The organism is Rhodoligotrophos defluvii, assembly GCF_005281615.1.
Classification (GTDB): domain Bacteria; phylum Pseudomonadota; class Alphaproteobacteria; order Rhizobiales; family Im1; genus Rhodoligotrophos; species Rhodoligotrophos defluvii.
In genome coordinates this window covers 214,602-240,294 of record NZ_SZZM01000005.1, presented here as the reverse complement: position 1 = coordinate 240,294, position 25,693 = coordinate 214,602, and the positions used below count along the sequence as shown (strand labels likewise).

General features: G+C 62.9%; 28 protein-coding genes and 3 tRNA genes. 6 read left to right on the top strand and 25 right to left on the bottom strand.

Going from position 1 to position 25,693, the window contains the following annotated elements; genetic code table 11:
- The 9 genes from rpsS to E4P09_RS20235 all read right to left on the bottom strand — a co-directional run bounded on the left by rpsS (nucleotide 1) and on the right by E4P09_RS20235 (nucleotide 4,881).
- Entirely contained in the window at nucleotides 1–279 is a 279-nt protein-coding gene (rpsS, locus tag E4P09_RS20275) for a 30S ribosomal protein S19 (RefSeq protein ID WP_137391447.1), read from the bottom strand.
- Nucleotides 280–291: 12 nt separating this feature from the next.
- Complete coding sequence (gene rplB, locus E4P09_RS20270; protein ID WP_137391446.1) at nucleotides 292–1,122, bottom strand: 50S ribosomal protein L2; 831 nt, start codon at nucleotides 1,120–1,122, stop codon at nucleotides 292–294.
- A gap of 15 nt (nucleotides 1,123–1,137) precedes the next feature.
- Complete coding sequence (locus E4P09_RS20265) at nucleotides 1,138–1,428, bottom strand: 50S ribosomal protein L23 (RefSeq protein WP_137391445.1); 291 nt, start codon at nucleotides 1,426–1,428, stop codon at nucleotides 1,138–1,140.
- Entirely contained in the window at nucleotides 1,425–2,045 is a 621-nt protein-coding gene (gene rplD / locus E4P09_RS20260; RefSeq protein WP_137391444.1) for a 50S ribosomal protein L4, read from the bottom strand. Before rplD ends, E4P09_RS20265 begins: the two co-directional genes overlap by 4 nt.
- 11 nt (nucleotides 2,046–2,056) lie before the next feature.
- Nucleotides 2,057–2,854 (bottom strand): 50S ribosomal protein L3, encoded by a 798-nt coding sequence (gene rplC / locus E4P09_RS20255; protein ID WP_137391443.1) that lies wholly within the window; start codon nucleotides 2,852–2,854, stop codon nucleotides 2,057–2,059.
- Nucleotides 2,855–2,882: 28 nt separating this feature from the next.
- Nucleotides 2,883–3,191: a 30S ribosomal protein S10 gene (gene rpsJ / locus E4P09_RS20250; RefSeq protein ID WP_137391442.1), complete on the bottom strand. Its 309-nt coding sequence runs from the start codon at nucleotides 3,189–3,191 to the stop codon at nucleotides 2,883–2,885.
- 68 nt (nucleotides 3,192–3,259) lie between these two features.
- Nucleotides 3,260–4,453, bottom strand: a complete 1,194-nt coding sequence (gene tuf, locus E4P09_RS20245) for an elongation factor Tu (protein WP_137391441.1) — start codon at nucleotides 4,451–4,453, stop codon at nucleotides 3,260–3,262.
- Nucleotides 4,454–4,538: 85 nt separating this feature from the next.
- A tRNA-Gly gene (locus E4P09_RS20240) sits at nucleotides 4,539–4,612 on the bottom strand.
- Nucleotides 4,613–4,796: 184 nt separating this feature from the next.
- Nucleotides 4,797–4,881: transfer RNA gene (locus tag E4P09_RS20235), tRNA-Tyr, on the bottom strand.
- A gap of 199 nt (nucleotides 4,882–5,080) precedes the next feature.
- Here E4P09_RS20235 and rlmB point away from each other — a divergent pair.
- Together rlmB and E4P09_RS20225 are read left to right on the top strand one after the other, a co-directional pair.
- Entirely contained in the window at nucleotides 5,081–5,905 is an 825-nt protein-coding gene (gene rlmB / locus E4P09_RS20230) for a 23S rRNA (guanosine(2251)-2'-O)-methyltransferase RlmB (protein ID WP_239025287.1), read from the top strand.
- A gap of 18 nt (nucleotides 5,906–5,923) precedes the next feature.
- A tRNA-Thr gene (locus E4P09_RS20225) sits at nucleotides 5,924–5,999 on the top strand.
- A 141-nt stretch (nucleotides 6,000–6,140) separates the two neighbouring features.
- Here E4P09_RS20225 and E4P09_RS20220 read toward each other — a convergent pair.
- Nucleotides 6,141–6,512 carry a hypothetical protein gene (locus tag E4P09_RS20220; RefSeq protein ID WP_137391439.1) on the bottom strand — a complete coding sequence of 124 codons (372 nt, stop codon included), beginning with the start codon at nucleotides 6,510–6,512 and terminating at the stop codon, nucleotides 6,141–6,143.
- Between the two features lie 12 nt (nucleotides 6,513–6,524).
- On the opposite strand from E4P09_RS20220, the gene E4P09_RS20215 reads away from it, so the two are divergent.
- The 3 genes from E4P09_RS20215 to E4P09_RS26915 all read left to right on the top strand — a co-directional run bounded on the left by E4P09_RS20215 (nucleotide 6,525) and on the right by E4P09_RS26915 (nucleotide 7,979).
- A complete protein-coding gene (locus E4P09_RS20215) occupies nucleotides 6,525–6,944 on the top strand; it encodes a helix-turn-helix domain-containing protein (protein WP_338049015.1) in 420 nt (139 codons plus the stop codon).
- 136 nt (nucleotides 6,945–7,080) lie between these two features.
- On the top strand, nucleotides 7,081–7,461 hold the full coding sequence (locus tag E4P09_RS20210; protein WP_239025286.1) for a type II toxin-antitoxin system TacA family antitoxin: 381 nt from the start codon (nucleotides 7,081–7,083) through the stop codon (nucleotides 7,459–7,461).
- The gene (locus tag E4P09_RS26915; protein WP_137391438.1) at nucleotides 7,449–7,979 is read left to right on the top strand and encodes a GNAT family N-acetyltransferase; all 531 of its coding nucleotides are present in this window, start codon (nucleotides 7,449–7,451) and stop codon (nucleotides 7,977–7,979) included. The genes E4P09_RS20210 and E4P09_RS26915 overlap by 13 nt, the downstream gene beginning before the upstream one ends.
- A gap of 23 nt (nucleotides 7,980–8,002) precedes the next feature.
- Here E4P09_RS26915 and E4P09_RS20200 read toward each other — a convergent pair whose 3' ends face one another.
- The 13 genes from E4P09_RS20200 to E4P09_RS20140 form a co-directional block, all read right to left on the bottom strand.
- Nucleotides 8,003–10,522, bottom strand: coding sequence for a hypothetical protein (locus E4P09_RS20200; protein ID WP_137391437.1), 2,520 nt, complete (start codon nucleotides 10,520–10,522; stop codon nucleotides 8,003–8,005).
- A 14-nt stretch (nucleotides 10,523–10,536) separates the two neighbouring features.
- Nucleotides 10,537–12,186 (bottom strand): hypothetical protein, encoded by a 1,650-nt coding sequence (locus tag E4P09_RS20195; protein WP_137391436.1) that lies wholly within the window; start codon nucleotides 12,184–12,186, stop codon nucleotides 10,537–10,539.
- Complete coding sequence (locus E4P09_RS20190) at nucleotides 12,183–14,759, bottom strand: hypothetical protein (RefSeq protein ID WP_137391435.1); 2,577 nt, start codon at nucleotides 14,757–14,759, stop codon at nucleotides 12,183–12,185. The genes E4P09_RS20195 and E4P09_RS20190 overlap by 4 nt, the downstream gene beginning before the upstream one ends.
- Nucleotides 14,760–14,860: 101 nt before the next feature.
- Nucleotides 14,861–15,094 (bottom strand): hypothetical protein, encoded by a 234-nt coding sequence (locus E4P09_RS20185; protein WP_137391434.1) that lies wholly within the window; start codon nucleotides 15,092–15,094, stop codon nucleotides 14,861–14,863.
- Nucleotides 15,095–15,354: 260 nt separating this feature from the next.
- Nucleotides 15,355–15,879, bottom strand: coding sequence for a hypothetical protein (locus tag E4P09_RS20180; protein ID WP_137391433.1), 525 nt, complete (start codon nucleotides 15,877–15,879; stop codon nucleotides 15,355–15,357).
- Complete coding sequence (locus E4P09_RS20175; RefSeq protein ID WP_137391432.1) at nucleotides 15,876–16,532, bottom strand: hypothetical protein; 657 nt, start codon at nucleotides 16,530–16,532, stop codon at nucleotides 15,876–15,878. Before E4P09_RS20175 ends, E4P09_RS20180 begins: the two co-directional genes overlap by 4 nt.
- 79 nt (nucleotides 16,533–16,611) lie before the next feature.
- Nucleotides 16,612–17,835, bottom strand: a complete 1,224-nt coding sequence (locus E4P09_RS20170; RefSeq protein ID WP_137391431.1) for an AAA family ATPase — start codon at nucleotides 17,833–17,835, stop codon at nucleotides 16,612–16,614.
- A 6-nt stretch (nucleotides 17,836–17,841) separates the two neighbouring features.
- Nucleotides 17,842–18,411, bottom strand: a complete 570-nt coding sequence (locus E4P09_RS20165) for a hypothetical protein (RefSeq protein WP_137391430.1) — start codon at nucleotides 18,409–18,411, stop codon at nucleotides 17,842–17,844.
- An 89-nt stretch (nucleotides 18,412–18,500) separates the two neighbouring features.
- Nucleotides 18,501–18,728, bottom strand: a complete 228-nt coding sequence (locus tag E4P09_RS20160) for a hypothetical protein (RefSeq protein ID WP_137391429.1) — start codon at nucleotides 18,726–18,728, stop codon at nucleotides 18,501–18,503.
- Nucleotides 18,729–18,798: 70 nt separating this feature from the next.
- Entirely contained in the window at nucleotides 18,799–19,533 is a 735-nt protein-coding gene (locus E4P09_RS20155; protein ID WP_137391428.1) for a hypothetical protein, read from the bottom strand.
- Nucleotides 19,530–20,813 (bottom strand): tyrosine-type recombinase/integrase, encoded by a 1,284-nt coding sequence (locus tag E4P09_RS20150; RefSeq protein WP_137391427.1) that lies wholly within the window; start codon nucleotides 20,811–20,813, stop codon nucleotides 19,530–19,532. Before E4P09_RS20150 ends, E4P09_RS20155 begins: the two co-directional genes overlap by 4 nt.
- 252 nt (nucleotides 20,814–21,065) lie before the next feature.
- Nucleotides 21,066–22,286, bottom strand: a complete 1,221-nt coding sequence (locus tag E4P09_RS20145; protein ID WP_137391426.1) for a CaiB/BaiF CoA transferase family protein — start codon at nucleotides 22,284–22,286, stop codon at nucleotides 21,066–21,068.
- A 28-nt stretch (nucleotides 22,287–22,314) separates the two neighbouring features.
- Nucleotides 22,315–23,094, bottom strand: coding sequence for an enoyl-CoA hydratase/isomerase family protein (locus E4P09_RS20140; RefSeq protein WP_137391425.1), 780 nt, complete (start codon nucleotides 23,092–23,094; stop codon nucleotides 22,315–22,317).
- Between the two features lie 118 nt (nucleotides 23,095–23,212).
- Here E4P09_RS20140 and E4P09_RS20135 point away from each other — a divergent pair, with 118 nt between their 5' ends.
- Nucleotides 23,213–23,425 carry a hypothetical protein gene (locus E4P09_RS20135; protein ID WP_137391424.1) on the top strand — a complete coding sequence of 71 codons (213 nt, stop codon included), beginning with the start codon at nucleotides 23,213–23,215 and terminating at the stop codon, nucleotides 23,423–23,425.
- Nucleotides 23,426–23,452: 27 nt separating this feature from the next.
- Here E4P09_RS20135 and tgt read toward each other — a convergent pair whose 3' ends face one another.
- On the bottom strand, nucleotides 23,453–24,586 hold the full coding sequence (tgt, locus tag E4P09_RS20130) for a tRNA guanosine(34) transglycosylase Tgt (RefSeq protein WP_137391423.1): 1,134 nt from the start codon (nucleotides 24,584–24,586) through the stop codon (nucleotides 23,453–23,455).
- Entirely contained in the window at nucleotides 24,583–25,689 is a 1,107-nt protein-coding gene (gene queA / locus E4P09_RS20125) for a tRNA preQ1(34) S-adenosylmethionine ribosyltransferase-isomerase QueA (RefSeq protein WP_137391422.1), read from the bottom strand. Before queA ends, tgt begins: the two co-directional genes overlap by 4 nt.
- Nucleotides 25,690–25,693 lie beyond the last annotated feature (4 nt).

Genomic DNA, 25,693 nt, shown 5'->3' with positions numbered 1-25,693 from the left:
TTACTTCCTCTTCGCCTTGCGGTCGGCAGCATGGCCATAGAAGGTGCGGGTCGGCGCGAACTCGCCGAACTTGTGCCCGACCATCTCTTCCGTGACACTGACCGGAATGTGCTTCTGGCCGTTATGGACGGCAAATGTCAGCCCAACGAACTGGGGCACGATGGTCGACCGCCGGCTCCAGATCTTGATGGCCTGATTGCGGCCCGACGCGCGCGCCTCCTCCGCCTTCTTCAAGACGTAACCGTCGATGAACGGACCTTTCCAAACCGAGCGTGCCACGGCGTATTACCTCTATTTCTTCAAGTGACGGCTGCGCAGTATGTACTTCTGCGTGCCCTTGTTGCGGCGGGTGCGCTTGCCCTTGGTGGGCTTGCCCCATGGGGTGACCGGATGCCGGCCGCCGGAGGTGCGGCCCTCGCCGCCGCCATGCGGATGGTCGATCGGGTTCATGGCCACGCCGCGTACCACCGGACGCCGGCCCAACCAGCGGCTGCGGCCGGCCTTGCCGATCGAGCGGTTGGCGTGGTCCGGGTTGGACACCGCCCCCACCGTGGCCAGGCACTCGCCGCGCACGATGCGCGTTTCGCCGGAGCGCAACCGCAGCTGGGCATAGCCCTGATCGCGGCCCACGAGCTGGGCATAAGCACCGGCAGAACGAGCGATCTGGCCGCCCTTGCCTTCCTTCAGTTCCACATTGTGCACGATCGTCCCGATCGGCATGTTGGCGAGCGGCATGGCATTGCCGGGCTTCACGTCGACGCGCGTGCCGGACACCACCGTATCGCCCACCTGCAGGCGCTGCGGCGCCAAGATGTACGACTGCTCGCCATCGGCGTAACGGATCAGCGCGATGAAGGCCGACCGGTTCGGGTCATATTCCAGCCGCTCGACCTTGGCTTCGACGTCGAACTTACGCCGGCGGAAATCCACCAGACGGTAGCTGCGCTTGTGACCGCCGCCACGCTGCCACGTGGTGATCCGTCCGGAATTGTTGCGCCCGCCCGACTTGGTCAGTCCCTCGGTCAGCGCCTTCACCGGCTTTCCCTGCCAGAGCTCGCTGCGGTCGACGAGAATGAGGGCGCGTTGCCCCGGTGTCGTCGGCTTATAGTTTTTCAGTGCCATGACAAACGCCTCTCGTCAGATACCCGTCGTCACGTCGATCGACTGGCCCTCTTCGAGGGTCACGACCGCCTTCTTGACGTCGCTCTGCCGGCCCATGGTGTTGCGAAACCGCTTCACCTTGCCCTTGCGCAGCAGGGTGTTGACCGCCTTCACCTTGACCCCGAACAGCGCCTCGACCGCCTTCTTGATCTCCGGCTTCGTCGCCTCGCGCGCCACGTTGAACATCACCTGGTTGTGCTCCGACAGCATGGTCGACTTTTCGGTGATGATCGGGCTCTTGATCACGTCGTAAAGCTTCGGATTCATTTGAACCGCTCCTCGAGCGCCTCGATGGCGGCTCTGGTCAGCACGAGCTTCTTGCAGCGCAAGATGTCATAGACATTGATGCCCTGCACCGGCAGAACGTCGATGCCCGGCACGTTGCGCGCCGCCAGCCCGAAATTCACGTCAATCTGCGGGCCACCGATGATCAGCGCGTTCTCCAGCCCCAGCTTGCCGAATGCCTCCTTCAGCGCCTTGGTCTTGGGCTCGGCCGCGACCGCCTGGTCGAGCACCACCAGCTCTTCCGCCTTGGCCTTGGCCGAGAGCGCATGCTTCAGCGCCAGCGCCCGCACCTTCTTCGGCAGATCAATGGCGTGATCGCGGGACACAGGCCCGAAAGCCTTGCCGCCGCCGCGGAACAGCCCCGCCTTTCGGCTGCCGTGCCGGGCCCGTCCGGTGCCCTTCTGCTTGTACAGCTTGGCCGTCGAATAGGCGACCTCTGCACGGTTCTTCGCCTGATGCGTGCCGGCACGCCGTTTTGCCAGCTGCCACACCACCATGCGATGGAGAATGTCGGCACGCGGCTCGAGACCGAAGATGTGGCCGGGGAGCTCGATGGAGCCGGCGTCCTTGGCCTCAAGGGTCTTTACGTCAAGTTTCATCTCGGACACCTTCACCCTTGTGCCTCAGGCGCTTGCGCCCCGGGCGCTTGCGCTTCGGGCGCGTGCGCCTCAGGCTGGGCCTCCGGCCCTTGCGCCACCGGCGGCTCAGAGGCCTGCGCCTCGCTGCCAGCGCCGTTCTTGCGGAACGCGCCGGGGAACGGCACGTTTTCCGGCAGCTTGCGCTTGACCGCGTCGGACAGGTAGACCCAACCGCCCTTCGAGCCCGGGATCGAGCCCTTGACCATGATCAGCCCGCGTTCGGCATCGGTGCTCACCACCTGCAGGTTCTGCGTGGTCACCCGCTCGGCGCCGAGATGGCCGGCCATCTTCTTGTTCTTGAACACCTTGCCCGGGTCCTGCCGGTTGCCGGTCGAACCATGGCTGCGGTGCGAGATCGACACGCCATGGCTGGCACGCAGACCCCCGAAATTATGGCGCTTCATGACGCCGGCGAAGCCCTTGCCGATCGAGATGCCGCAGGCATCCACGTACTGGCCCGCCACGAAATGGTCGGCCGTCAGTTCCGAGCCCACCTCGATGAGGTTGTCCGGGCTCACGCGGAACTCCGCCACCTTCCGCTTCGGCTCGACCTGCACGGCCGCAAACTGGCCGCGCTGCGCCTTGGTGACCCGCTTTACCTTCGGCGTACCCACGCCCAGCTGGACAGCCGTATAGCCGTCCTTCTCCTGGGTGCGGTGCGCCAAGACCTGACACTTGTCGAGTTTCAGGACCGTCACCGGAATCTGACGGCCGTCCTCGGTGTAGATCCGGGTCATGCCAAGTTTCTGCGCGATGACACCTGACCGCATCGCTTTGGTCCTTTCGCTTGAACGGGCGTTACAGCTTGATCTCGACATCCACACCGGCCGCCAGGTCGAGCTTCATCAGAGCATCGACGGTCTGCGGGGTGGGGTCGACAATGTCGAGAAGCCGTTTGTGAGTGCGAATCTCGAACTGCTCGCGGCTCTTCTTATCGATATGCGGCGACCGGTTGACGGTGAACCGCTCGATCCGGGTCGGCAGCGGAACCGGGCCGTGCACCTGGGCGCCCGTGCGCTTCGCGGTGTTCACGATCTCCCGGGTCGACGCATCGAGGATGCGATGGTCGAACGCCTTGAGCCGGATGCGGATATTTTGTCTCTGCATAGTTTCAGACCCGCGATGCAGCATGCTCCCGAGTTGATTCCCGGGAGCACGTGCTGGTTTCGATTCACTTACTCTTCGATGGAGGAGACGACGCCGGCGCCGACGGTGCGGCCGCCTTCCCGGATGGCGAAGCGCAGCTTCTCCTCCATGGCGATCGGCGTGATCAGCTCAACGCTCATCGACACGTTGTCGCCCGGCATCACCATCTCGACGCCTTCCGGCAGCGTCACAACACCCGTCACGTCCGTCGTCCGGAAGTAGAACTGCGGACGGTAGTTGGTGAAGAACGGCGTGTGACGTCCACCCTCCTCCTTCGTCAGGATGTAGGCTTCCGCCGTGAACTTCTTGTGCGGCTTCACCGAGCCGGGCTTGCACAAAACCTGGCCCCGCTCCACCATGTCCCGGTCGATGCCGCGCAGCAGCGCACCGATATTGTCGCCCGCCTCGCCCTGATCGAGCAGCTTGCGGAACATCTCGACGCCCGTCACCGTCGTCTTGCGCGTGTCGCGGATCCCGACAATCTCCACTTCCTCGCCGACCTTCACGACACCGCGCTCGATCCGGCCCGTCACAACCGTCCCGCGCCCCGAAATCGAGAACACGTCCTCGATCGGCATCAGGAACGGCTGGTCCTTCGGACGCTCAGGCGTCGGAATGTACGAATCCACCGCCTCCATCAGCTTCAGAACCGACGCCCGGCCAATCCCATCCGCATCCCGGTCCTCCAGCGCCGCAAGCGCCGAGCCCGAAATCACCGGTATCTCGTCCCCGGGAAAGTCGTATTTCGACAGAAGCTCCCGAACCTCCATCTCAACCAGTTCCAGAAGCTCGGGATCATCAACCTGGTCAACCTTGTTCAGGTAAACAACCAGCGCCGGAACACCAACCTGCCGCGCCAGAAGAATGTGCTCGCGCGTCTGCGGCATCGGACCATCCGCCGCAGACACAACCAGAATCGCTCCATCCATCTGCGCCGCACCCGTGATCATGTTCTTCACGTAGTCCGCGTGACCAGGGCAATCCACATGCGCATAGTGCCGCTTGCCCGTCTCATATTCCACGTGGCTCGTCGAAATCGTGATCCCCCGCGCCTTCTCCTCCGGCGCCTTGTCAATCTGGTCATAGGCCGTGAACGTCGCACCACCCGTCTCGGCCAGAACCTTCGTGATCGCCGCCGTCAACGACGTCTTCCCATGATCAACATGACCAATCGTCCCAATGTTCACATGGGGCTTCGTACGATCAAACTTCTGCTTGGCCATCTCAAACTGTCCTTGTCATTCAGCCCTCAGGGGCTTCTTGTCTCCGAAGGTGGCGCCTGGTGCCGCTGAGCCCATGGTCAGAAACTGGAGCGGGTGAAGGGAATCGAACCCTCGTCTTAAGCTTGGAAGGCTTCTGCTCTACCATTGAGCTACACCCGCACACTGCGCCGGAGGGCTGGGCGGCGCGACGAGCGATCAGCGCCAGTCCATCCCGGGTGCAGCCTGGCCGGCTCGTGGCGCTCTGCATGTGCCGAATGCCGAACAGCCCGGAGCGTCGAATCCGCGGGCGCAAGGCCCGAGGCGGCGCCCCGTGGCGGGACTGCGGCACCGGTCGACATCGGCCTGGTGGAGGGGGTTGGATTCGAACCAACGTAGGCTAAGCCAACGGATTTACAGTCCGTCCCCTTTAACCACTCGGGCACCCCTCCGTGCCACATGTCGCCCGTGCATAGAGCGCAAGAAGCCGTCCCGGACCGTTTCCCGGGAAGCAATGCGCGTGTTATGGAGATGGCCGATTGGCCTGTCAACCCCAACGCGAAGAGAATTCATGGTTCTTTCCAACGCTTGCCGAGCCGCCGATCCCGGAAGGGCGCAAGCCCGGGCGCGACAAGGCCGCGAGGCCTCCCGGTGAGCCGCTTTCGCCGCCAGGGAAGCCCCTCAGAGAGAGCGGCCGCCCGCGGGCAGGACACGCGGCCGCAGGAGCTCATCTACGGGCGCCATGCGGTCGAGGCGGCACTCAAGAATCCGCGGCGGCGATTGGCGAAGCTCTGGGCAAGCCAGAACGCTCTGCAGCGTCTACCGGCCGCTCTCCCGGAGGGGCTCGCGGTAGAGGTCGTTCCTCCGCAGGCTCTCGACCGGATCACCGGCCCGGACGCGGTGCATCAGGGCCTGGTGCTCGAAGCCTTGCCCCTCGCGCCGCTGCCGCTGGAAGATATCCCGGCCGAGGGAGTGATTCTGGTGCTGGACCAGGTTACCGATCCACACAATGTCGGGGCGGTGATCCGCCTGGCTGCCGCGTTCGGTGCGCATGCGCTGGTCACCACCGAGCGGCATGGTCCCGGCATGACCGCGGCACTGGCCAAAGCCGCAAGCGGCGGCCTGGAGCACGTGGCAATCGTCAGGGAAACCAATCTGGCACGCGCCCTCGATGCGCTGAAGCGCAAGGGCTTCACGGCGATCGGCCTCGACAGCGAAGCGGAAGGCGATCTCGAATCGGCGCCCCTGCGGCCGCCGCTGGCGCTGGTGCTGGGCGCCGAGGGCAAAGGGCTGCGCCGGCTCACCCGCGAACGCTGCGATCTTCTGGCGAAAATCCCCCTGCCCGGCCGGATCATCAGCCTCAACGTCTCGACCGCAGCAGCGATCGCGCTCTATATCGTCAGCCGCTCCGCTCGAGCCAAGGCTCCGGGCGGGAGCGATTGCGACTTGACACTGCAGGGTTGCTTACGAGATTGATCGCCAAGGACACACGGCGCCGGCATAGCTCAGCAGGTAGAGCACCTGATTTGTAATCAGGGGGTCGCGGGTTCGAGCCCTGCTGCCGGCACCAATAAGTGGCTGATATCCTGATAAAATTTCCAACGCCTCTGCGAGACATCCACCTGCCGCCGGTCCATGTCAGTCTGATGTCAGGAGCTGGGCATAGAAAAACCCCGCCATTTAGGCGGGGTCTCGAAGGCGTTGAGAAGGGTCAGGCCGCTAGCGCCGGTTCGCCGTCATCGGTCGACGGCTCCCAGTCATCGATTTGCGCCTGGAGTTCCTGCATATGGCTTGGCGCCACTTGCCACAGCTCCTTTGGAAGGGCCACATTGTAGTGGCGGAAGAGATAAGCGACAGCCTCCTGGACATACTCATCTAGATCGAGAAACGCCGACGCAATCTTTGCCCACGCGTCGGTCTCGTTTTCAATTTCAGCGTCGGTAATCGCCATAACTAACTCGTCGGTTAGCTCATCCCCTTTGTTCATCCAAGCTCTCTTCTTCTCATCCGGCACTTGTTCAACGACCTGATCCACGTACTCCAGAAGGTCCGCCTTAACGCCGAGGTCCACCCAATTGATCATGGCATCATCCCCTTGTCCAAACGGCTGTTGCGCTTTAAACATCACGTTGCCAATTTGGCAACGTGTATGCTAGGTACAATACCCAACATACTGCTGAGCGATCAGCGGTCAAGGAAATTGTGTATCATACCCAATTTTTTGGTGGATGACGTGCTCGTAAGTGGAAATCAGTTAAAAGCCGCCAGGGCTTTGGCTGGGATTGGTCAAATCGATCTCGCTAGGCTTGCCGGAGTGGATGTGAATACCGTTCGCAATATGGAGGCGAAAGGAAGCGAACAGTTGACCAGCCGCCTAAATAACGTGCTGAGGGTCCAAACTGCCCTTGAGCAGCTAGGCATCGAATTCCTGAACCATGGCCAGCCCGGCGTGCGGCTCCGGGCCGGCGCTCACGCCATCCCCGTCGAGGAGCTGAGCTCGGAGAACGATGGGTGAGAAACAAGCACGGAACCATCCGCGGTCTGCCTTCGTTTTGTCGCACGTACAACGTATATACGATTTATTGGTATCCGTCTGATAGCCGTATTGACAACGTACATACGCTTATGCGTTATATGAGGCTGTTCGAGCGATGCCGAACCACGATCGAAAAACATCAAAAAAAGAAAAATCCACCACCGACGCAAGGGACAAGGACATGTCATCGGCGACCGCAGTCATGGACCGTCCGGCTCAACGGGTTCGGAAGCGGAGTGACACGACCATCAATCTACGCATCTCGAGGAGGACTCGCGATTTAATTGATGAAGCCGCCGCCGTTATCGGAAAGAGCAGAACGGAGTTTGTAGTAGAAAGCGCAAGGCAGCACGCTATCGACGTGCTGCTTGACCAGCGCTTTTTTGAGCTTGACAGCGAACAGTATGCAGAATTCCTCCGCATATTGGATAATCCACCTCTTCCAAATCAAAAACTTAGGGAGTTGTTAAAAACAAAATCACCATGGGAGAAATAACATCTTTAAATCCAAAGCGCGGAAGGCCGTCGATTACGCCTCCCGCGCCCATTAATGGCGAGCACTCTCTTGATCAGTTTTTCTGCGGCAAAGAGCCCTTAGACGACTGGTTGAGGAATACAGCGCGAGGCAGTGAAGGGAAGACGGCGCGTACTTACGTAACCTGTGTTGGTCAGCGTGTAATAGGCTATTATTGCCTGGCAACCGGGGCAGTCGTACGGAGTTCTATGCCTCGAAACTATCGCCACGGAAACCCCGATCCAGTCCCGATCATGTTAATTGGCCGCTTGGCAGTAGATCGGCACTTTCAAGGCAATGGAGTTGGAAAAGCCCTACTGAAAGACGCTTTCCTTAGAATAGTAGAAGCTTCATCAATAGTCGGAGCGCGAGCCATAATAGTTCACGCGATTGATGAAGGAGCCGCAGTGTTTTACACCAATTTCGGATTTATCCCTTTTCCAGACAATCCTACGACATATATGCTTCCCATCGAAGCTATACGAAGTAGCTTAACTTAGGATCAGTTTTCTTTGGGTCGAGCTTACAACGCCTCCGAAGGCGCCAGCCAGAAATCCTGCGCATTTTCCTTCCGCACGCGCTGCTCATAGCGCCTGAGATAGCCCGGGTTCAGGCTCTCCTGGATGCGGTTGAGGATCAGGTAGTCCAGCGCAATCCGGGTGTAGAACAGGTTCAGGAAGGGCGTGTTGTTGAGCAGCGTGCGGAAGCTCGCGGCCGCGGCGTCATCGCCATTCTTCATCCGGCCGATGATGTCGAGGATATCTTCGGAAACGCCGGCCACCGGGCCCAGCGCCGTCGCGATGGGGCCGCCGCCGAAGCGCGTACGCAGCTCGCCGAACAGGAAATCACCGTAGATGCCTAGCCCGCCGCCCTGGGTCATGGCTGCCGCCCAGGTGGTCGGGTCCGCCGGATCGCGGGGCGTGCGGCCCTTGGCGAGATCCTTGGCGGTCATCGCGCCATAGCCGAATAGCGTGGTCCACAGCATCAGCTGGGCAAGACCGAGCATTTCCCCATTGCCGGCCCGCAGGGCTTCCCAGACAGCGCGCGGGCCTCGCGCATCGCCGGCATAGCCGCGGCCGAACACCTCACGGCCGATCGACTTGACGATCACGGCGACGGGGAAGGATTTGAATTGCCCGATGAAGCGGAGGAATTCGCCTTCCACCGTGCCCGGGCGGGTGCCACGGCGAATGATGGCATGGGTTCGCTGGTCCGGCTCAATCACCGCATAGCTCGTGCGGTCCACGAAATAGGACCGGAGCTGCGTTTCGATCTCGTCGCGCAACTCGCGGACGCGCGCAGCAGTGGGCTCCAGCCCCTTGCCGGCCAAATACCTCGAGAGCAGCTCGTCAGGCGCGTCGCGCACGCCCTCAGGCACGATATAGTCGCGCTCGTCGGCCATCCGCGTGGCCGTTGCCCGGATGATCTCCCACTTGCCACCATCGAGGCCATAAAGGCCGAGAACGCGGCGGAGATCCTCGTCCAGGCCACCCCAGGCAACATCGCGGTTGAGGGCCAGCCGGTGCGACATGGCATCGGCTGCCGAGGCGCGCATGGTGTCCGTCCACCAGGTGAGCCCGTTGAATTTGAAGAATTTCTGCATCAGCCACGACATGCGGCCCGGGAGATCATCGGCTGCCGAGAATCGGCTGATCACATCGCCGCGCTGGCTGTCGAAGAACACGCCCAGCATGCCGAGCACCTCTTGGCGCTCCTTGCTGCCTCGGCCGCGCATAAGCCCGCTCAGCGCCTCCCCCATGCCGCTGAGCATCGTCTGCCCCTGATAGCGCATCTCAGAGGCGTAGATCGGGATATCGGTCACCGCCGACAGCACGGCGCCGCCCAGCTTGGCCATGGATTGCCAGGCGCGGGTCACAGACGCGACGCGTGCGCCCATGGCGTTGGCCGGGATGCGGATAGAGCCGTCCACCTCGGCAAAGCGGTTCATCAGCCAATTGCGATCCTGCCGGGCGAAGCGGTCGAGCTTCTCCGGTTCGTTCTTCAGGTCCTTCGCCAGCTCATCCATGATGCGGCTGAAATTGGCCTCAGGGTTGGGCCCCAGCGCGCGCAGCAGGCCGGTGGCGCGCGCCATGCGCTCCAAGCCGAACAGAACAGCCTCATTCATGCCGCCCATGCCGAAGCGCTCGTTGTAGTCGAGCCACGCGTCCGCATCACGGAAATGCAGCACGCGCTCATGGCTGAGCCGCTTGGCAAGATTGCCCGGGCCCTTGAAACCCTCGGGTGATTGCATGGCCGCCTTGAGATGCACCCCGCTCGCCAGCCCGGAATAGGTTTCCCTCAGAAACTGGTCGAGATTTTTGACATTCGCGAAGGTGACCGGGTCGAGCCGCGGCAGGATGTAATCTCGCCAGGTCTCGAAGCCGGCGGAGCGGATCCTATAGACGTCATGCGACTGCCGGACGATATAGCCCGGGAGCTTCCTGATCCAGGCGCCAGCCTTGTTGGCATCGATCCTGGCGACGTCCTGCCATTTGGCGATCATGTCCGCGATTTGCCGGGCCTGTGTGGGGATACCGGAGAGATCAGCGTCCTTCTGGCCCTTCAGCCAAAGGGCTCGGGCAATTTCGCGGTCGAGGCTGTTGCTGACGAACAGCGGCCATAGATCGCCCTTTTGCAGATCCGCGATGAAGCCACCGAGGTAGTGGCCGGTGAGCTGGTTCTGGTGGGCGGCCGCGCTGGCCCGGTTGCCAATACCGACACGGTTCACGCCGACCATGAGGGCCTCCAAGCCTTGGGCATAGTCGTTGCGGAACTGCGTGCGCACGAAATCGAGCGCCTCCAGCCGGCGGCGCAGCGACAGAGCGGCATTGCGCTTCTCGATGAGCGCGGCTGTCTTCATGTCCTGCGCCAGCTGCTCTGCCGCGCGCAGCACCGCATCCTCTGAGCTGCCGGCCGCATCTTCGGCCCGGGCTTGCCGGACACGGGCCTGCAGCTCGTCTATCAGCTCTTCCATCTCGTCATCGCTCAGTGGCCGACCTGCGGCCTCCTGGATCGCTGATAGGCACCGGTTCCAAGTGGTCATTGCTCATCCCCAGGTTATCGGCGCAGGCCGCATAGCGCCGCCGCTCGCGCGGCACGGCCATAGGCTTCGGCTGCCGCAATGATCTCGTCGAAATGCTCAAGCTCGCCGGCGACCAGCTGCTCGCCTCCGAATGGACGGGCGACGTCATTAAGCAGAGTCAGCGCTTCCTCGAGCTCTGCGGACACCTCGTCCGCCGGTGAGGCTGCTGGCGGCTGTGTCAGTTTTTCGGCGGCTTGCTCCGCGGCCCGGAAATCTGCAACCCGGACTGCTTCGGGGGACCAGGTGCGCTGCGCTGCGGCCTGCGCCCGGCGCGCCAGCTCCAGCGGGGACGCCGCTGACTGGGTAAAGGCCTGCCGCGTGGCGCGGTCGATCTCGGGCTGCAGGTTCAGCCGTTCAGAGCGAAGAGTTTCGATCTCCGCCCGAATGGTTTCGGTATCGGTATCCCTGCCGGCAGGCATCGCGGTGCCAGCAGCGGCCGCCGTGGGTTCATCCCTCGCGGAGCGCGGCAACGACGCGGCAGGCTGCTCGGCGCCGGTCCTCGCGGTTCTCTGCGCCTCTCGCCCATCCGCCGGCCGCTCCAAGCTCGCCAGCCGCTCCTCACGTTCACGGATGGCAAGGTCCAGCTCGTCGGCCCTCGCGAACACCTCCGGGGCACTGATCCGCGCTGCCGCCTGCAGGCGATCAACCGGGCCAGCCTCCAAGCCGAAGCGCATTTCGGGCGGCGCCAGATCGACGGTGCCCGTTGCCAGCGCCGTCGACTGCAGCAGATCGCTCCGCCGGGTCGGCACAAATTCAGACCGAAAAACCGGCTCGATTTCCACGTGGCGCCCGGATGCGAGCTGCGCAACGGCAGGCCTCAGCAGCGCCTCTCGGGCTTCCGGCGGCAGATCATCGATAAGCCGGCCTGTCTCGCCCATAGGCTTGGCTGTCGCCCACCGGCTGTTGCGCCAGAGATCACCGGCAATGCCTGCGCCGACGTGCAGCCCACCGCCGACGACGGAGCCAACGGCGATATTCAGCACAGCATCGGCCATGGTGTAATCCTGGCCCTCTTGCGTGTTGGCAAGATAAGTCATCGGCTCCAGCAGCGCTGCACCTGCAGCGCCTTCCACAGCGCCAACACCCACGCGCACCCCGGCCCTGCCGAACGCGCCTCCGGCTTTCGCGAGCAGAGCGGCGTAGCGCGCCTGGCCGACGACGGGAATGAACGAAGCTGCCACCCCAACCGGATCAAGCACATTGGCCGCGAACGCCGTTCCCAAGCGCAGCGCGCCCGGCATAAGGCCTGACGGCCCGCGGGCGATGGTCGCTTCAGTCTTGCGTCGCGCCTTGGCGCGATCGATCATGATGGAAAGCGCTTCCTCGCGGATGTCCGTATCCGGCAGAGTGACGAACCCTTCGATACCTGCTTCGCGGACGCGAGCCTTCGCCTGGTCGGCCGTGAGCAACGGCGAGCGCGGAGGCTGGCGCGTAATGCCGCCGATGCCGATCTCAACATCGCCACGCTGCGCCTGGTCCAGTTCCAGCCAACGGCTCGCGCTGCCATAGAAGGTGTCCCGCCAGGCCCCTTGGAAGCTCGCGCCGAGGGTATCGCTCAGTGGCGCTTCGATTTCGCTGAACGGGATATTCTGCCGCGTACGGATCGCGCCGGGATAGATGCTCATGGCCGCACCTGCCGCGCTGCGGCACCGATCGGGGCCAAAGGTGGTGTCCAGCGGGCAATCTCATCCCAAGTGAACACCAGCGGCTGACCATCCGGGCGCAACACAGCCGCATTGCCATAGGTCAGCACCAGGCCGGTGTCGCCCGGCGCCGTTACCCAGGCGCCAAACTGGCGATAGGAGCGCAAGGCGTCCTCGCGCATGGTTTTCTCGTCCAGGCCGCCGATGTCATCCACGGGCGCGGCTATATCATTGGCGGTGAGGCCGCGGGTCAGGATCATCTCGGCATTGCGGTCGAGCAGATCCGGCGTATAGGGCAGCGATTTCGGGATGCGGTATGTGTCTGCGAATTCGTATTTGTGGCCAATCAGGTCATCAAAGGCGCGCTTTGCAGCCTCATCAACGGATTGCCCCCGCGCATGGTAATACGCAGCCAGCTTCAGCCCTTGATCCTGGAAATTCCGGCCCGTCGAGACCGCACCGGTGGTCGCCAGCAGGGTCTGCGCGAAGGGTGCGAACGCCGTCTCAACAGCCGTTTGGATATCGGCTTTCTTGGTGTCCGGAGTGGCCTTCAGGACGTCATCAGTCGAAACCGTGGCCATCTCAGCCAATGCCATAGCGGCGGGCTCGCGCACCCCTGACCCGATCACCTCGAAAACGGGCCCGGCCGCGCCTTTCACGTCACGGTAAACCCCCGGCCAGTATTCGCCCCACTGCTCGGCTAGACCTCTGATCCGCTGGGCCACGATCTGAGAGCCACCCGCCTGTTCAGGCGCGCTCAGCTGCGAAGCAATCTGCTCCCCATAAGCCTGAGGCACGATGCGAATGCCGTCCGGTGAAACTCCCAGCCGCTCCTGCTCGGCAACGATCTTCCGGGCATAGCCCAGGGACGCGGATTTCAACGCCTCCGGGCCTGCGCTCGCGGCAGCTTGAACCTCGCCATAGGCTTTGCTGATCTCGCTGGAGTAAGTCTGCAGATACGCTGCGGGATCGGCCATCAACAGCTTGCGCTGTCCGGAATAGGCGGACGCAAGCTCGTCAAACCTCCGCTGCTGCTCGGCGAAACGCTCGCTGCCCGGCTTCGGCCGGTAGCTCTCGATCAGCGCGGTGGCGTCTGACGGCGGCAGCAGGCCGATGGCTCTGCGGTCCCGTGCCGCTTTGATCTCAGCTTGATAGGTCTCGTATCGGGCGACACCATCATTCGGGCCAAAGGCTCCGACGAACTCATCCAGACCCACAGGCTGCCGCGCCACTCCCGTGGCGCCCGCTTCGGCCAGCGAGTTCTCAACCCGGCCTTTGATCTCCGCCTGCAGCCCGATGCGCCGGTCGCGGATGGCGGCCTCTGCGCGGTTGGTGAAGGCAGCCAGCTGCTCTGGCGTGAGAGCTGCATATGGTCCAGACAGGCCGCCGAACTGAAAGCCCGCCTGCTCCGCGGTGCGGCTGTCACCAAAGCGGGCGGTCAGCAGCCGATAGACCTCCTCCGCCGATCTTGGCCGGCCATCCGCCTTACGAAATACCGCCGGATTAGCGGAAACCGCGTCCGGCGCGGCATAGCCGCTGGCCGCGGCGTTTGGGTCCGATCGCAAGCCGTCGAGGAATTTCACGGCGCCGGCAGCGCCGAGGAAATGCGCGAGATAGAGGTTTCCATCCGTCGGTGCATGCCCTGCGGCTTTCAGCGCCGCTGCATTGTCCCGCGTGAAGGCAGCTATTGCCCGCTCCTGCGCATCCGGACTGAACCGGTCCGCCGGCTTCAACCCAAGATCCGGATGCTTTGCAATCAGATCGCGCCAGGTGCCCTCGGTGAACTGGAACGGCCCGAACGCACTCGATGTTCCCGCGGCATTCGGCACGTTCCGGCCGCCGCTCTCAGCGGCGCGAAGCCGATCATAATAGGCGGCATTCGGGCGCCCGGTCAGGCGGCTCGCAACCTCGTCGGGGTTCCGCTCGATTTCACCCTGGATGGCAGCGGCCGCCAAGGTGCGGTCTGCCAGCTGTGCCAGTTCAGATTTTGCCTCGGGTGGCAGGTTGGTCTCGCCAACGTCTGCAAGGTACGACGCTCGCACCGTTTCAAACTCGCCGGGAGCCATGGTGACGGTCTGTGCGTTCGTCTGCAGGGCGCTTTCCAGCTGCGTCCTACGATGACGCCACCTCTCCTCGGCCTCAAAGCGCATGGCGCTGCTGCCCAGCGTCTGGCGCAGCTGCGTGGCCTCCTGCTGGTATAGCCGGCCGGCGATCTCGTTCGGCGGCTTTACCGCCGCCACCTGCCGGTCGAAATCATCGAGCAGCGCACCTGTGAAATTCTCCGCGCCGGACGGGGCCGTTTCCTGCCGGCGCAACAGTTCCTCGGTCCAGCGCAGCCGATCCTGTGCCTGCCGTTCGGCCAGCCAGGCCACTGCGTCCTCGCGTTCCTGCTCGACCAGTTTGTGCTGCACGGCCTGGACTGTCTGCTGGCCGGCAGACCCAGCGTCCACCAATGCCATGCCGACGCCCGCACCGAATTCTGCCCCTGAAGCTCTCTGCTGCCGTGGCGCACCCGGCAGACCGACACGGGGTTGGTAGATCGGGATCTGGACCATGTTTCGCCTGCCTTTTGCTATTCTTCTGATGGTTTGTCAGAGGATCTATTTATTTAACTGTCTGCAATTCCACGTTTTTCCAGATAGAAATTCATGCAGTGTCAGTTCAGTGTCAGTCCGATCGGCCCGTTCCAGTCAGGACGCGTCGATGGCTCATCGTCCTCGCGCCAGTCTTGAATAAGGCACACGAACGATGCCTCGGTTACGCCAGGATGCCTGGCGAGCGCCGCCTCGGCGGTTTCGCCTTCCTCGACCAGGATCGCAAGGAAAGCGGATTTGGGCTTCAACTGTCGCTCCAGGCTACGCAGCCTGCGTTCGAACTGTGTCCGGCTCATTGCCCTGCCGCCTCTTCAAGTGCCGCCAAGCGCTCTTCCAAGGGGCCTGCTTCAATCGTGCCACGGATCGCCTGCAGCATGTAGACAAGCCGAGAAGCTTTCGACGTCTCAAGCGATCCGCGCCTCGCCTCTCTGTAGACCCGCCCCATTTCTTGAACTATGTCGCCGGTGGTTTGCAGCCTTCCGACCCGTACCCCCGACCTGGATTTTCGATTTTGGGTCATAAGTTTATCTCTCGATGCTTATGGTCCGGAACAGCCTTAACGGCCCTTCTTCGCCCGCTGAATTCGTTCGAGATGAGCGGCAGATGCGAGTGCCCACGGGCTGCATAGGAGCGCGTCAACAGCGCCTGTCATCGATGCGTGTCTGCCGAGCCGGTCGAAGTAAGCCAATGCGTCTTTGATGACTTCTGGTGCCCTCTGGCCGAATTGCGCATCGAGATCGAAGCGGCATTTCTGAACGGCCAGTTCGAATGAAGCGTCGTCCTGGATTGCAGGCGCGATCCTGGAGATTTCCTGGCGGGCCATAGTGGCGAAGCCTGCCGGAACGCCCTCGGAGTGAAGTGCTTGGCCCACCTCCAGGAGCACCTTGGGATCAGCATCTCGGAGATCGGAAAAATCGTACCCAGAGGGGGTCGACGGCGGCGCGAATGCATCGGCTGCCATTTGGGCGAACTCCTCGGACTGCAACTCAGGCGCCAGAGGTGCCTCGGGACCCGGCTGGGACGGCTCCTGTGCGGGCGCCGGGGCTGGCGCAGCCGGTCCGCCAATCGCTTCATCAGTCATTTGATTTCCCTCCGGATGGCAGTTTTCGCCTGGTGGATGAGATGGGACGCGGTCTCTTCGGCCAACTCGCGCATGGACCGGACCGGAATGCTCATGTCGAACCGCCGATCGGGGACCACATGGTTCGCGCCAAGGATCGCTGTTACGGCTCCTTGCACGCCTGTTTTTGAAGCAGCCGGGCACAGGCTGAAATCGAGATGGATCCGATAGGATTTCGTCTGGGCCAGCCGTGCGAGATGCAGGAGGTGCTGCTCGCTCTCCTGGAGGGCCTTCGCCAGTTGGTTCAGCGCGCGGTCGGCAGCTTCTGCAGCGCGGATGCGCTCGGCCATGATCTGCTCGATCATCTTGATGGTGTCAGCGCCCTCCGCCCGCCGCCCCGCCGCCTGCTCAGCCTCTAGCTCTGCTTCCAGCCGGTTGATCGCCTGATGCAGCCGGTCGATCTCCTCGCACGCATCTCGCCGCCCAGTTTGAGCCTTGCTGAGACGCTTCACCGCGCCGGCATCACCATCGATCTCGGCGTCCGTTGCGGCAGCGATCTCGGCGTCGAGCTGCTCCAACTGAGCTTGCGCTGCTTCGAGCTTCTTTTTGGCCTTCTCCAGCCGGTCGGCGGTTGAGTTTCGAAAAATGTCTGTCAACTGCATGGTCTTCTCCATCGGTCCTGCTGCACCACCACCACCTGCCACCCCCAAAAGGGGTGGTGCAGGTGCTGCAGTGGTGCAGTGCTACGGTGCATCACCACTGCTCCACCTCCTGGTGCTGCGGTGCTGCACTACTGGCAAACACACGCTCTCCAACGACCACGAACGGGCGCGTCTGCCGGTTCTTGTCTGGTCGGTGCACCGTCTTCAGCACTCCATTCGCGGTCCAGGTGTTGAGGAGTGATTTGATCCGGCTCCTGTCAGCAGGATTTTCGGCGTCGAGCCCGAGAACGTCGGCAACCGCGCAGCCCACCCATTCCGGTGACTGATCAGATTTGCGAAACTCGCCACCGGCTATTCGCTCTTGGACGCGTGCGAGGTCTGAGACATCCAGACCGTCGAGCGGGCTTGGCGGTACCCATCGCTCCGTCACACCGACGAGGTCGGATGGTTCGCCGTCCGGGCCGTGGTTGCCGAGATCGATGCTGGCCAACCGGAACCAGGTGCTCCGGTCTGCCGGCGGCGAGAAGTTCGCCTTCCCGTCGGCGACACGGAAATGTCGCCAATGCTCCTGGACACCGAACTTCTCGCTTTCCTCAGCGGTCATACGGGTGAGGACACGGGCGCTTCGCACAGCACCGATGATGGCGGAGCCACCGCGAACGGCGTCTATCGAGGCTTCGACATTGTTCAGCTTTCGAGTGTGATGAACGATCTCGATTGCACAATCCGCAGACCGAGCAATCCGGCTCAGTTCCTTGACCACCATGTCGGTTGCCATGTTGTCGTTCTCCGCCACTCTGTGCAGCGAGACGAACGGATCGAAGATCGCAACATCGATGAAGTTGTCTCGAATTATCTGCTCTAAAATCGTGGATCCTGTCGTGATTATCGGGCCGTCACGGCTTTGTTCGGCGATGACGATCGGTTCATTGCTTTCTGAGACCAGGAACAATCGATCGCCTATATCTTCTTCGCCTATTCCGTAATGCAGGCACGCAGCGGCTATTCGGCGCTCGACTTCCTCAAGCGGATCTTCGAGGTTCGCGACCAGCACCCGCAGCGGTTCGGCTGGGCGTTCTCCCAGGAGGGCGCGGCCGGTCACCATGGCCAAGGCCTCCGCAATTGAAAGGCTGCTTTTTCCGAGGCCCGGGGGAGCCGCCGTCGCAGAGACAGCGGCTCTGATGAGATGTCGGCCATAGAGCCACCGCCGCCGCGGCAGTTCGGCCGGCGGCCGCCACTGATATGGTTCGACGGCAGCGACCGGTCGCGAGGCCGTATGAACGAGAATTTCTTCATCGTCATTCCGAGCCAGCATCGGCCATCACCGCGCTCGCACATGCCGCTCGACCAACGCTTGCAGCGCTTCATCGAGCGAAACGTCATGGATAGCGGCGAACGCGGATACTAAGCCCGAGCCGCCGTGATAGAGGCCGCCACCGCTGATATCCCAGCCGCCAAAGGGCCCGAATGTGAACCGCTTGCCGCATCGGGTGCGGCCGACCAGATAACCGCCGCGAGACGGCCGAACCTCACGTAGCCACGCTCTGAGAAGCTTCTCGCGATGTGGCCAAAGTGCCTCGTCGATTTCGGAGGTCCGATGCCGAGCACGGTTCAGCCGCGCGGCCTCGGTGACCGACCAATTTCGGCAGCGATCGATAGCCTCATACACGGTGCTGAGATTTTCGAGGAGCGCGTCTAGGTGATCAGTCAGGGCTACGCGGTCCCCACTGTGGTGGGCTCCATATGCCGAGTGATTTTGACCGATGGCCCCCCTGATTTCCTCGACAGCCGTCGCCAGCGCGGACGCGGCTGAGCCGGGAATTTCCTCTGGTTCAGTCGGGTGATGAGGAACAAGGGTGTTGCGATTTTCGCAAGCGGTCGCTATAGTCACGGTCGCTATCCTTTGACATTGGAGCGCTGCCAGGCGCTTCGTTGAAACGACAAAAACGCCCCGGCCTGCCAGCCAGGGCGTTTCGCTTTTCAAGTATTTCCGCGCAGCTTGTCCGGGTCGATTTCGTTGGCTAATGCTTTAGAGATAATTTTACTGCGCCGGTAATGCACCTTCGCCCCGAGCTTGCAATAAGGTGGTCCGCGTCGACGCGAGCGCATGGTCTGAAGCGTCTTTTTCGACCAGTGGCCGAACTCTTCCACAACCTCATCCTCGGTGAGGAGGACATCTCCGTCGTCTAAGATAATCATCCGCAGCATGCTCCGCTTCTTTAAGCATGCTGCGATTGTTCGCGATTATTTGATTTCCCCACATGGTAAAAATTCGCCCCTAGCCGCTCGACTTGCGCTTAGCCTCCTGAATTCGCTTGTAAAGGGCATCCATGTCGACGGACGGCACCAGGCCGTGTCGCCGCACGTCTGGGTGCTCGCGAAGGGCTTCGTCTATAGCGCGCAGGAGGCGGATCAGAGGCCCGCTCGGCCCTTGCGCATTTTGAGAAGCGGCAACACGTAGACGTTGCTTCTCCTCGCCTAGATTTACGGCATCGACGAGAAGGCGAATGAAACCTGAGTGATGGCCAAAGCTAGTCGCGCGAGCGGTGTCCCTTTCGGTGCGCTCTCGCGCTTGGCGTACCTTCTGATAAATGTCCATCGCCACGCGGTCAGGCGCGCCATGCCAAATCTTGTCATCCCGGTATGGGAGACCCAAGGCGACATGGGCAGCATACGAGCGGTTATCGAGCCATGAAATAAGCTCTCTCACACCCTGCTCGGTAGGATTGGACAAGACTTCGGCCGCTCTGTTTTCCACGCCCTCCAGCTCCTTAAGAAGGTCCGATCTTTTAGGGAATTTCGTTTTCCAGAGCAGCCCATAGCAAAGACCGGATGCGGCATCCTCAATTGCCAGGCGCTGCTCAGGCGTGAGCACGAACCGCTTATGCGGGCGGCTTATGGCATCCTCGAAGCGCCAATAATCCTCTTCGGTGAAAAGCGGTCGATTGATTTCGTACCTGACCTGCCCCTCCTCCATTCGGAACGGCGGTATCTGCTTTGGCAGCGACATCATCGCACCGCGCCGCTGGCGCCCGATACGAGCTGTCCCACGCGGTTGGCGGCCTCGCGCATCGGATCGTCGAACAGATGGGAATAACGCTTTGTCGTCTGCGCCTGAGTATGTCCGAGCAGCTCGCCGATCAAGAGCAGCGAGGCTCCTGACGATGCGAGCAGCGAAGCAAAACTATGCCGCAGATCGTGGATACGCACGTCGGGCCGCCACTCCGTCACGGGCTCGCCTCTCTTGTTTAGGACCGCCCTGCCCTCCCGCGTCCGCTTCTCTACCCACTGGCCTAGCCCGGCAGCCTTGCAGACTGAGCGCCAAAATTTCTTGAGATGTCCCTGCGCGCCCTCCCGTGAGGAAGACGGAAACAGGAACGTCGGCGCCTCGATGCGGCCGTTCCGGGCCGCTTCCCGAGCCTCCGCGTCGGCTTTGGCCTTCATCTCCTTAAGCAGCTCGAGCGCCAGACCAGACAGCGGCACCCGGTGCTCTCGCTTGGCTTTAGTGTGGGAGCTTGGCTTGGTCCAAATGCCAGTCTGCAAATCGAATTGGCTCCAGGTCGCATTCAAAACTTCAGACCGGCGCGCACCAGTGAGGAGCAGCAACCTGACAGCATTGGCGCTCTGCTGGTTCCGATGCCTCGTCATAGCCGTCATGAGCCTCTGCAGCTCATCTGGCTTGAGGTACCGCTGACGCCTGTCCTCTGGGTACCGTTCCACGCCCCGGCACGGATTATCGCTACGCCACTTCCATTTTTCGGACGCCAAGTTGAACATTTTAGAGAGCAACGACAGGACACGGTTCGCTGCGTATGGCGTGGTCTTGAGTGAGCGGTGCAGCTCGTCGATGTCATCGTGGCTGATCTCTGCGACCTTCCGATTGCCGAGCTTGGGTTTGATAATGCGGCTGATCATCGATTGATCGTTCATCAGCGATGAAGGCCGCTTCCGCGGCTTCGCGTGCTTTTTGATATATTGGTCGCACAGATCGTCCACTGTCGGTGCGGATCGTTGTCCTTCACGGTCCTGCATCGGATCTGCTCCGAGCAGGACCTTTTGCCGAAGCGCTGCGGCGTTCTTGCGCGCCTCAGCCGCCGGCAAATGGGGGTAGTGGCCAAATGTGTAACGTCGTTCTCGGCCGTGAATTGTGTAGTTCACGATGAAGGCGATAGCGCCGGCGGCGGTGATCCGTGCGCCGAAGCCCCTCACCTCGGTGTCCCAGACTATGATATTCCCGGTTGCCGGTGGCTTGAGGCGTTTCAGGGTGTCGTTGGTGATCCGCTCTTTCGGCATTCTGGAGTCCGTGTCAGGCCTGTGTCAGGCTAGAGTAGCGTACAGACTCAAAGGACGTCAAACCAAAGCATTAGAAATCGTATTTTATTGCAGAGGCTTACCGGCTTGATTGAGAAAGCGGCAGCTTTATCAATGGGCCAATTTTCTGATTTGTAATCAGGGGGTCGCGGGTTCGAGCCCTGCTGCCGGCACCAATAATGCCCTTCCACGACGGCGCCCGCTCGGTTGGCCCGCGATGATCCGCTTTCCGGATCAGGACGCGCGCACGGCGCCATTTTCCTCGAAGCGCGCGATATCGGCGGCAGCGAAGCCGTATTCCTCGAGCACCTCCCGGGTGTGCTCGCCCAGGCAAGGCGCCGCCCGCGAAATCTTCACCGGGGTATCGGAAAACTTGACGGGAAAGCCGATGGTCTTGACCTCGCCGCGCTTGGAATGCTGCACCGTCGGGACGAGGTCCCGGGCAATCACCTGCGGATCCCTATGCATGTCGGGCACGCGCAGGATGGGACCTGCCGGCACCCCCGCCGCTTCGAACGCCGCCAGCCATTCGGCCGCGGGCTTCTGCTTGAACAGGGGCTCGAGCACCGCGTCCAAAGCCTCCTTGTTGGCCATGCGGTCCGTGTTCTCGCGGAAGCGCGGATCCTCCGCCAGCTCGGGCGCGCCGAGGATCTTCACCATGCGCAGCCAGTTGGGCTGGCTCGCCGCGCCGACATTGATCCACTCGTCAGCGGCTTGATAGGCCTGGTATGGCGCGCTCAGCGGATGGGCGGAGCCCAGGGCGCCGGGGCAATCGCCGGTGGCGAAGGTGATCGCCGAGTGCCAGTAGGTGAAGATCACCCCGGCTTCCAGCAGCGAGGTGTCCACGAATTGGCCCTTGCCCGTGTTCTGGCGGGCATAGAGGGCCGCCACCACGCCCATCGCCGCCAGGATCCCGGCGGTGATATCGGTGACCGGCGGGCCCACCTTCACCGGTGGCCGCCCGGGACCCTCGCCGGTGATGCTCATGAGCCCGCTGATCCCCTGGGCGATGAGGTCGAACCCGCCGCGATGGGCATAAGGCCCGGTGCGGCCGAAGCCCGACACCGCGCAGTAGATCAGCCGCGGGAATTCCTGGCTCAGGGTCTCCCAGCCCAGCCCCAGGCGGCTCATCGTGTCGTGCCGATAGTTCTCCACCAGCACGTCCGCCCTGGCCAGCAAGCGCCGCAGGATGGCACGGCCGTCCTCGGTCTTGAGGTCGAGCGCGATGCCTCGCTTGTTGCGGTTCATCATCATGAAGGCGTGGCTGTCGGGATTGCCCGCCTCGTTCGGCATGGTGTCGCGCCTTGTATCGTCGCCATGGGGAATGCGCTCCACCTTGATCACATCGGCACCCATGTCGGCGAGCATCCGGCCGCAGGTCGGCCCGGCCATCACATGGGCGAGCTCGATCACGGTCACCCCCTTGAGCGGGCCGGTGGAAATATGCTGTGTCACTCACTGTCTCCGAAATCGTTTCCTGCCGTCACCGGCCTTTGAACGCGGGTTTGCGCTTCTCGTTGAAAGCCGCCGTCCCCTCGCGATAATCCTCGGTCTCGTAGCAGAGATAGGGCTCGTCCCGCTCCTCAGCCGACAGCGGCCGCGGGTCGGCCAGCCGCCGGACGAATGCCTTGTGCCACCGGTTCGACAGCGGCGCTGCATTGACGATGCGGCTGACCGTGCGCTCGATCTCCGCATCCAATTCTTCCGGTGCGACGACCCGGGTGACCAACCCCAGATGATGGGCCTCCTCCGCCCCGAAGATCCGCCCTTCCAGCAGCACCTCAAGCGCCCGGCGGCGGCCGATCAGTTCGCAGAGCGGCTCCAGCTCGTCATAATCGAGCGTGAGGCCCAAGCGGTTGGGCGGGATGCCGAATCGGCTGTCGGAGGAGCAGATGCGGATATCGCACACCGCCGCCAGCTCCAGCCCGCCGCCCACGCACACCCCGCGTATCTTGGCGACCGTGGGATGGCGGCATTCGCGCAGATGGACCATCGCGCCATTGGTGTCGCGCGCATATTGCCGGGCCTGCGCCGACCCGAGCCGGTCGTCATTGAAGCCGCCGATATCGCTGCCTGAGCAGAACGCGCGCTCGCCCGCCCCCTGGATGAGAACGCAGCGCACATCATCGCGCGCCGAAAGATTGCGCAGCGCCTCCCCGAGCTGCTGGTACATCGGCACCGTGAGCGCATTCATTTTCTCGGGCCGGTTCATGGTCACGGTGGCCACGCTCCCAGCGTGCTCGACGAGAATGGCGCTGGTCATGCGAACTCCTGGAAAAATAAGGAAAAACGGCGCACACAGTCATTCGTAGTTCTATAATTATATAACTTCGATTCAGTCGATGACGCAAGCTTCAAGCAGATCTCGATCGGCGTGCGCTATGACCCGCGGCTTCGCCCTGCTGCGGAACGTTTCGCCCGAACCCTTCCGCTATGTCGGCGCCCGTCATCATCACCTGGCCCAGCGGCTGGCCAAGCTCAAGGTGCCGAAACGGGTGCTGATCATCAACGCGCTGCCGCGCAACACCATGGGCAAAGGACAGAAGGCCGAGCTGCGCAAACACTATGGCGATCTGTTCAAGATTGAGACCTGAGCAGGCTCACCGCCGCGAACGTTGCCGCTACAACGCAGGAACATCCCCGCGTTGCCAGCCTTCCATGGTCTTGGCGGCAAAGTCCGAGAAACGCCCCTCGGCGATCGCCGCGCGCATGCCAGCCATCAGACCCTGGTAATAGGCGATATTCGCCCAGGACAAGAGCATCTGGCCCAACAGCTCCTCGGCCTTGAACAGGTGGTGCAGATAGGCCCGGCTATACCGGCTCGCCGCGGGACACGGGCTTTCCTCGTCGAGCGGCCGTGGGTCGTCCGCATGACGGGCATTCTTGAGATTGATCGCCCCGAAGCGGGTGAAGGCCTTGCCATGGCGTCCGGAGCGGGTGGGCATCACGCAGTCGAACATGTCGATCCCGCGCTCAACCGCCTTCAAGAGATCCTCGGGCGTGCCCACGCCCATGAGATAGCGCGGCCGGTCCTGCGGCAGCATCGGCACGGTGTAATCCAGCGTGGCGAGCATCCGCGCCTGCCCTTCGCCCACTGCCAGCCCGCCTATCGCATAGCCATCGAAGCCGATATCCACGAGCCCTCGTGCCGAGATCTCACGCAGGTGCCGGAAGGTGCTGCCCTGCACGATGCCGAACAGCGCCTGGTCGGGTGGTGCGCCAAAAGCCGCCTTCGACCGCTCGGCCCAACGCAGCGACAGCAACATCGCCCGCTCCGCCTCGGCCTCGGTGCATGGCCAAGCCACGCATTCGTCCAGCACCATGCGGATGTCCGAGCCGATCTGCGCCTGGATCTCCATGGCCCGTTCCGGCGTGAGCAGGTGGGTCGAGCCGTCGATATGGGACTGGAAGGTGACGCCCTTCTCCGTAACCTTGCGCAGCTTGGAGAGGGACATGACCTGAAAGCCGCCGGAATCGGTGAGGATCGGCCGCTCCCAGCCCATGAAGCGGTGCAAGCCGCCCAGCCGCTCGAGCCGCCCTGCGCCGGGCCGCAACATCAGGTGATAGGTGTTGCCCAGCACGATATCGCTGCCGGCCGCGCGCACCTGATCCATATAGAGCGCTTTCACCGAGCCCGCCGTGCCCACCGGCATGAAGGCGGGCGTGCGGATTTCCCCACGCGGCGTGTCGATCCGCCCCAGGCGCGCCGCCCCATCCTGCGCCAGCAGGGCGAAGGTGATGTTGCGCGGGATCATAGGACCGGTCTGACCCACAGGCTGCGATCGGGAAACAACAGGCAGGCATCGCCATAGGAATAGAAGCGATAGCCGGCGGCTACGGCATGGGCATAGGCACGCTTCATGCGGTCAAGGCCGCAGAAAGCCGACACCAGCATGAACAGGGTCGAGCGCGGCAGGTGGAAATTGGTCATCAGGACGTCGACCACCCTGAAGCGATAGCCCGGCGTGACGAACAGGTCCGTCGCACCGGAAAACGGCCGGATGGTGCCGTCCACATCGGCCGCGCTCTCCAGCAGGCGCAGCGAGGTGGTGCCGACCGCCACGATCCGGTGGCCGGCGGCACGCGCGCCGTTCAACCGCTCGGCCGTCGCAGCATCGATCTCGCCGCGTTCGCTGTGCATGCGGTGTTCGGCGGTATCCTCGGCCTTCACCGGCAGGAACGTCCCTGCCCCTACCTCCAGCGTCACGAAGGCGCGGCCAATGCCACGCTCATCGAGCTTGGCAAACAGCGTATCAGTAAAGTGCAGCCCCGCCGTCGGCGCGGCCACCGCCCCTTCCCTCCGCGCGAAGACCGTCTGATAATCGAGGTGATCGCGCTCGTCCACCGGCCGCCGCGCGGCGATATAGGGCGGCAGCGGCATCACCCCGAACAGCTTGAGCCGCTCGTCCAGGAACGGGCCGGCCACGTCGAAGGCGAGCGTCACCTCGCCGTTGTCGCCTTTCGCTTCGACGGTCGCATCGAGCGTTTCCGCCTCGCACACCGTCGGATCCGCCCCGAAGCGCAGGCGGTCGCCGGGCTGCAGCTTGCGTCCGGGCTTGGCCAGCGCGATCCAGCTTGCCTCATCCCGCCGCTCGATGAGGGTGGCCTCGACAACGGGCTCGTAACCGCCGCGACCAAGCCGCCGCCCGGTCAACCGCGCCGGAATGACACGGGTGTCGTTGAACACCAGGACGTCCCCCGGCGCGAGGTGCTCGCCGAGCGCGCTCACCTGCGCATCGACAAGCTCGACTCCCGCGTCCGGCCGCACCACCAGCAGGCGGGCCGCATCGCGCGGCACTGCCGGCCGAAGCGCGATGCGCTCTTCCGGCAGATCGAAGTCGAATTCGTCGACGCGCATGTCT